The sequence below is a fragment of the Mesorhizobium sp. M7A.F.Ca.CA.004.04.2.1 genome (assembly GCF_004022825.1).
Lineage (GTDB): Bacteria > Pseudomonadota > Alphaproteobacteria > Rhizobiales > Rhizobiaceae > Mesorhizobium.
Map to the genome: position 1 here is coordinate 1 of NZ_RZPH01000281.1, position 6,134 is coordinate 6,134.

Consider the following 6,134-nt stretch of genomic DNA (forward strand, 5'->3'; position numbering starts at 1 on the left):
GAAGAAAGACGATGACCTGGTGGATGCGGTGGCCGGGCAGTGCCTTCAGCAAGGCGTAGGCGAGCAGGAAGGCGGTGCCGTTCTCGAACACCATCAGCGCCACGAAGGCGATGATGTTGTGCTTCAGCGCATTGTAGGTCCAGTCGCTGTAAGGCTGTTCAAACAGCACCTTGCGGAAGTTTTCAAAGCCGATGAATCCGGTCGGCTGCAAGCCGTTGAACTCATAGAAGGCAAGGCGGAAGGCCGACAGCAGCGGCCAGAGCACGAACAACACCATGACCACCAGGGCCGGTGTCAGCAGGGACGCGATCCAGAGTGACCGGCGCCACGGAAAGGCTTTTGTGGTGTGGCGCCGGCCGATGTTCATGTCACTTGCCCTGGAAAGGCTTGTACCATTTGGCGAGGCCGCTGGTCAGGTCGGCGGCGAGCTGGTCCGGGGTGATCGAACCCGACATCATCTTGGTGATGTCGCCCTGCAGCAGCTCCGATCCCGTCGGCTTCTCGAAACGGAAGTAGACGACATTGATATGCGGCATGGCAGTTTCGTTCAACTTGGCGACATGGGCGAGAAGCTCGTCCTTGATGACGACGCCCTTGATCGGCGAGATGTTGCCGAGCAGAGCGGAGAACTTGTCGCCGAACTCCTTGGTGCCCATCCAGTTGACCAGCTTCAGCGCGGCCTCCTTGTTGGCCGACTTGGCGTTGACGGCATAGCCGCCATCGAAGAACTTGGTCACCTGCGGTGTGTCGCCGGCCTTGGCCATTGGCGGGGCGACAAAGTCCATGTTGATGGCCGGGTTCTGGGTGCGGTAGCTGGCGATATCGAAGCTGCCGCCGGCCAGCATCGCCGCCTTGCCGCTGATGAACAGCTGGCCGGCGGTGTCGTAGTCGATGCCTTCGAAGCCGGGCGGCATGTAGTCGCGCAGTTCGAGCAGCATGCCGAGCGCCGCAACATAGCGCGGGTCCTTGAAGGTGGTCTTGCCCGACGTCAGGTCCCTGACAAAGTCCTGGCCGAGGAACGGGTTGGTGAAGATGGCCACGAACATCTCGTTGAACCAGCTGGTGCCCATGCCGTTGGCCAGGGGGTAAATACCCTTGTCCTTCAGCGCCTTGCTGACGGTTATGAACTCATCCCATGTGGTCGGCGGCGTCAGCCCGGCCTTGGTGAAGACGTCCTTGTTGATGAACAGGCCGAGCGTCTGCGAGGCGAAGGGCAGGGAATAGACCTTCTTGTCGGCGCGGTAGGTGCCGGCCACCAGCGCATCGGCGGGCTGGTTGGCGAGTGAAGGCACCGTGGTCAGATCCTGCGGCTCGAAATAGCCAGCCTTGACGAACTGCTCCAGCCAGCCATAGGCGTGGGTGTGGATGACGTCGCCGCCCTTGCCGGCGGCCAGCGCCGTCGAGACAATCGTCGGATAGTTCTCATCCGGGAACGACTCGAACTTCACATGAATGTCCGGGTTGGCCTTGGCGAAATCCGCGAAAAGTTCATTGTAGGCAGCCTTGTCTTCCTGGCGCCAGGTCCAGAACGAGATGTCGGTTGCATGTGCCACGCTGGCTGCGAGTCCCCATGCGAAAGACGCGGCCGCGAGGGCCAGACCAATCTTTCTCCTGCTCATGTTGCAATCTCCCAATGCGCTTGATGCGCTTTTTACGACCATTATCAAATCATAGTTCTTGCCGTCTGGAAAGATAGTTTGTAAAGTTTCCTAACTAATAAGGATCTGGACGCGGCAACCCGCTTCGTCCGGCGTGTGCGGTGGATAACGGTGACCCAGAAAATCATTGCAGGCGTGGATATCGGCGGCACCAAGACGCGGATCATGGCGTGCCAGGGCGAGCGTACGATCGCCGACGAGGTGCTGGTGACGGAGACCTGGCGCATCCGCCAGATGGAAACCGATGCCACGACGCTGGCTGGGATCGTCGCGGGATTGTGCGGCGGGGTCGCGCCCGCTGTGCTGGCCGTTGGCGCGCATGGTTGCGACACGGGTGAACAATGCCTTCGCTTCCAGGCGCTGCTGGCAAGCAGGACCGGTGGTGCGGTGCAGGTGGTCAACGATGCCGAGCTGATGGTTCCTGCCGCTGGCTATATCGACGGCATCGGCGTCGTCTCCGGCACAGGCTCGATCGCGGTGGCACGCACGGCCGATGGCAAGATGCTGGCAGCCGGTGGCTGGGGCTGGATCCTTGGCGACGAGGGCAGCGCGCCGGCATTGGTGCGCGAGGCGGCGAAAGCAGTCCGGCACAGCCTCGACCGGGGCCAGGATGGTGACCCGCTGATTGCCGGGCTGATGCGCGAACTGGGTACAGACGACCAGACCAAGCTTGGCATCCTGCTCAACGAAACGCGTGGTGCTGCGGTCTGGGGCCGCTATGCCAATGCCGTATTCGACGCGGCGATCGCCCGCTCGGCTCTGGCTATCCGTGTTATCAGCGAAGGCGGGGCAGGGTTGGCCGCATTGGTCGCACTCTTGATCGAACGCGGCGCCAATCCCGCCCTTGTCGTGGCTGGCGGCGGGGTCATCTCGGAGCAGCCGATGTTGATGACGGCATTCGTCGAGGCCATGGCAAAGGTCTCGCCGTCGAGCCAGGTGCTGCTGCTGCGCGAGCCGCCGGTGCTGGGTGCGGTCGCCTTGGCGAGACGACTGCTGGTCGGTCAGGGCCAATCTTTGGGAATTGGAGCGGTTTGAATGATGAAGCGTATCGGCTATCGCCCGGCGGTGGCGCGCCAGACGGAAAGTCTCGAAATCGGCCGGCGTTCGGTGGCCTCGTCGCTTGACGACCTCGATCTCCGCGCTTTTGCCGGCAAGACGATCGGGCTTGCCGGCATCGGCGCCAGCTATCAGGCAGCGCTGGCCGGTGCGCTTTATCTGCGCGCCTCCGGTATCAAGGCTTTTGCCTATACGCCGACCGATCTCTATGGCCGGACGGATGCAGCCGCCGATGCGTTCATCGCGCTGTCGGCCTCCGGGCAGAGCCGCGAAATCTACGACGTCATGCGCGAGGCGTCGGGCGCGCCGCGCCTGGCGGTCTGCCGTGGCAGCGGCAATCCGCTGGCTGATCTGACTGGTGCTGTGCTTGCCACGGATTCTGGCGCCGACAATGGCGCAAGCTCCACCGGCTATACCGGGACCTTGCTGGCGCTTGGCATGCTGATCGGCAGGCTTGCCGGCAACAGCTTCGATTGGGCGCGTTTGCCTGCCGCCGCAGCCGCCGTTCTTTCCGGCGCGACGCAAGCTGCTGGGCAGGCGGCACGGCTGCTGCAGGGCAGAACATCCATCGACATCGTTGGCGCCGGCGTCGGCTTCGCCAATGCCGGCGAGGCGGCGATGCTGATCCGCGAGGCGGTGAGGGTGCCGGCATCCGGATGGGATACGCTGAACTACCTGCACGGACCGATGGAATCGCAAGATGCGGCGACCGGACTCATTTGCATCGGTGATGGCCGCGAGGTGAAGATCGCGCAGGATGTTGCGGCCTTCGGTTGTCACTCGGTGCTGGTGACACGGCGCGTCGATGTCGCTGCCGCCGACAGGCTAGTGGTGATTTCCATCCCGGCACTCGGCAACGACATGGCCGATGCCATACTGGAGATCATCGCCATCCAGCTCATTGTCGGCGACATGCAGGACGCCGCCGGCCTCGCCGACATTACGTTCCGCTACCGCCAGACCGACACCAAGCTGAAGCCGTGGTCGCCGACCGAGGTGTAGCCTGTCCTGTTCGCGCATTTTCCGCTGCGTTCGACCTTCGGTTTGAGATCCTGCTTGCGGAAATTGCCAAACTGCCCGGCAATGAGGCATTCAGGGGAACATGCATGCGCCTTTGAGTCGTGCTGGTGATTTTGCGCGCGGCCAATAGGATTTTCAGGGCAAAAGGTCGAACGGCTGAGATGGCGGCTGCGGAAATCCCCAATCTGACCGAGAGCGCCCGCGCCGTGCTTCGTGTGCTCGCCGCGCATGGGCCGGTGACCCGGCCGAAACTCGGCGCCATGCTCGACCTGTCGAAACCGACCATGTCGGCGGCGGTGTCGGAACTGAGCGCCTTGGGTCTTGTGGCGTCGCGCGGACTGGAGCGTGGCGCCATCGGCCGCACGGCGACGGTCTACGGCATCGGTCCCGGCGCGGGCTACGCGATCGGCATCGATGTCGGCGCCGCCCAGGTGCGTGCCGTCGCCTATTCGATGGACGCGCAGAAGCTGGCGTCGGCGGAAGAACCGATCCCGGAAACGATAGCCGGCGATGCCGACGCGGTCGGCGCTGTCGTGCTGTCGGTGGCGCGTGCCACAATGGCCAAGGTGGCCAAGAGTTTTCGCGCGCTGCGTGCCATTGCGGTGGCGGTGCCGCGCATCGTCTCCAACGATCGTTTTGACCGGCCCGGCGGGCCGTCCGCCGTGCTTGGCCTGCTGCGGCGCAGTGTCAAAGTGCCGATCATCCTGGAAAACAACGTCAATTGCGCGGCCATCGGCGAGATGCACTTTGGCGCCGCGCAAGGCCACCAGACCTTCGCCTTTCTGCAGGTTGGCGTGCGGGTCGGCCTCGGCCTCATCACCGAAGGGCGTTTGTTTCGCGGAGCCGGCGGTGCTGCCGGCGAAATCGGCCGCATGCCGTTTCCGTGGTCGGCCAGCGAGACGCCCTATCGTGAAGGGCTCGAACATTATCTCGGCTCGCGGGCGCTGATCGAGCGCTGTCGTGTCGACTGGCCCGCTGGGGAAGGCGCGCCGCCCGACTCGGCCAAGGATCTGTTCGCGCGTGCTCTGGAGGGCTCAGCGTCGGCGGTAGCGGCAGTCGCGCGTCATGCAGCCGATATCGGCAGGCTGGCGGCCGGCTGCATCGGCATGCTCGACCCCGGCCTGATCGTGCTTGGCGGCGGTGTCGGCAGAAACCCGCTGATGACAGAAAATGTCGAACGCGTCGCAGCAGAACTTGCGTGGCCGACACGGATCGCCGTCAGTTCGCTTGAAGACGGCGGCACGGCGCTCGGCGCCATGAAGCTAGCCGTCGACTACAGTCTCGGGCTGATGCTGCGCGAAGGCCGCCATCCGGCTGTCGTGCTGCCGCCATTGTCAGAGCTGGAGCGCTAGTAGTGGTCTGATTTGGAAGATACCGCGTGACCAGATCGCTTCTGGAGAACTGTTTGCGACTGCGACTACTACCGTTGCAGAGCGCGTGTCTCGACTCTGGGGGCGAAAAAGTGCCCACGTAATGTTTTGACCTGTTCGTCGGCCAACGTCCCTTGCTGCAGCCCTTGCCCGCGGTCTCCGGGCAGTCGGCCTTAGGTCTTACTAGGTCAGCCCGCCATCCAGCCGCCGTCCACCATCAGGTTGATGCCTGTAACGTAGCTTGCCATGTCGCTGGCGAGAAACAAGGCGGCTCCGGCCACGTCGCTCGGATGTCCAAGCCGCGGCCATGGCGTGCGCCTTCGCGAGTAATCGAGCGCGTCGGGTTCGTTGGCGACACCCGGCTTGCCGGTGACGATCTTGCCTGGCGCAATCGCGTTGCAGACGATCAGGTCGTCGGCGTGGTCGACGGCGATCTGCCGTGTCATCTGCACGATGCCTCCCTTGCTCACAGAATAGGGGAAGTCGCCCGGGCAGGCCACGATACCATGCTGCGAGGAGATGTTGATGATGCGGCCGCGCACATCGGTGACGGGCGCCTGGGTGAGCATCTGCATCACCGCCCGTTTCGAGCAGTAGAAGAAACCGGTCAGGTTGACGCCGATGACGCGCTGCCATTGTTCCGGCGTGGTGTCGATCAGATTGGTGCTGGTGTAAATCGCGGCGTTGTTGACCATCACGTCGAGCCGTCCGAACTGCGTGACCGTCGCATCGACCAGCGCATCGACGGCGCTCCAGTCAGAGATGTCGGTCCGGATGTAAACAGCACCTCCGCCGGCCGAGCGGATCAACTCCACGGTGCTCTTACCGCCTTCGATCGGCTGCTCGACCGTGTCGGCGATGACGACGCTCGCGCCCTCGGCCGCGAATTTCAGCGCGATCGCGCGGCCGATGCCGGAACTGCCTCCGGTGACGATGGCGGTCTTGTCTGCGAGGAGGGGCATGGTCTTCAGCTTTCCCGGGTGACGATGGTTCCAATTTTCGGGCCGATCAGTTTTCCCTCGCGCGCGAT

The 6,134-nt window shown here is 63.6% G+C and carries 5 protein-coding genes and 1 pseudogene; 3 read left to right on the top strand and 3 right to left on the bottom strand.

Features of this window, described 5'->3' with window-relative positions; all coding sequences use genetic code 11:
* Both EN893_RS14670 and EN893_RS14675 read right to left on the bottom strand, forming a co-directional pair.
* A pseudogene (locus EN893_RS14670) lies at positions 1-367 on the bottom strand (sugar ABC transporter permease); the annotation flags it as partial.
* A 1-nt stretch (position 368) separates the two neighbouring features.
* On the bottom strand, positions 369-1,553 hold the full coding sequence (locus EN893_RS14675; protein WP_245465224.1) for an extracellular solute-binding protein: 1,185 nt from the start codon (positions 1,551-1,553) through the stop codon (positions 369-371).
* Between the two features lie 216 nt (positions 1,554-1,769).
* Between EN893_RS14675 and EN893_RS14680 the strand changes: the two genes are divergently transcribed.
* The 3 genes from EN893_RS14680 (at position 1,770) to EN893_RS14690 (ending at position 5,086) form a co-directional block, all read left to right on the top strand.
* A complete protein-coding gene (locus EN893_RS14680) occupies positions 1,770-2,693 on the top strand; it encodes a BadF/BadG/BcrA/BcrD ATPase family protein (protein WP_236382668.1) in 924 nt (307 codons plus the stop codon).
* Positions 2,694-3,716, top strand: a complete 1,023-nt coding sequence (locus EN893_RS14685) for an SIS domain-containing protein (protein ID WP_127269593.1) — start codon at positions 2,694-2,696, stop codon at positions 3,714-3,716. It abuts the gene before it with no gap.
* Between the two features lie 179 nt (positions 3,717-3,895).
* Complete coding sequence (locus tag EN893_RS14690; RefSeq protein ID WP_127272223.1) at positions 3,896-5,086, top strand: ROK family transcriptional regulator; 1,191 nt, start codon at positions 3,896-3,898, stop codon at positions 5,084-5,086.
* A 206-nt stretch (positions 5,087-5,292) separates the two neighbouring features.
* Here the strand turns inward: EN893_RS14690 and EN893_RS14695 are convergent, their stop codons facing one another.
* Complete coding sequence (locus tag EN893_RS14695) at positions 5,293-6,066, bottom strand: SDR family NAD(P)-dependent oxidoreductase (RefSeq protein WP_127267689.1); 774 nt, start codon at positions 6,064-6,066, stop codon at positions 5,293-5,295.
* Between the last annotated feature and the right edge of the window lie 68 nt (positions 6,067-6,134).

Bases quoted from the DNA above. Each gene is read 5' to 3' on its own strand.
- EN893_RS14685 (WP_127269593.1), top strand. From the start codon at position 2,694: ATGATGAAGCGTATCGGCTATCGCCCGGCGGTGGCGCGCCAGACGGAA.
- EN893_RS14690 (WP_127272223.1), top strand. From the start codon at position 3,896: ATGGCGGCTGCGGAAATCCCCAATCTGACCGAGAGCGCCCGCGCCGTG.
- EN893_RS14695 (WP_127267689.1), bottom strand. From the start codon at position 6,066: ATGCCCCTCCTCGCAGACAAGACCGCCATCGTCACCGGAGGCAGTTCC.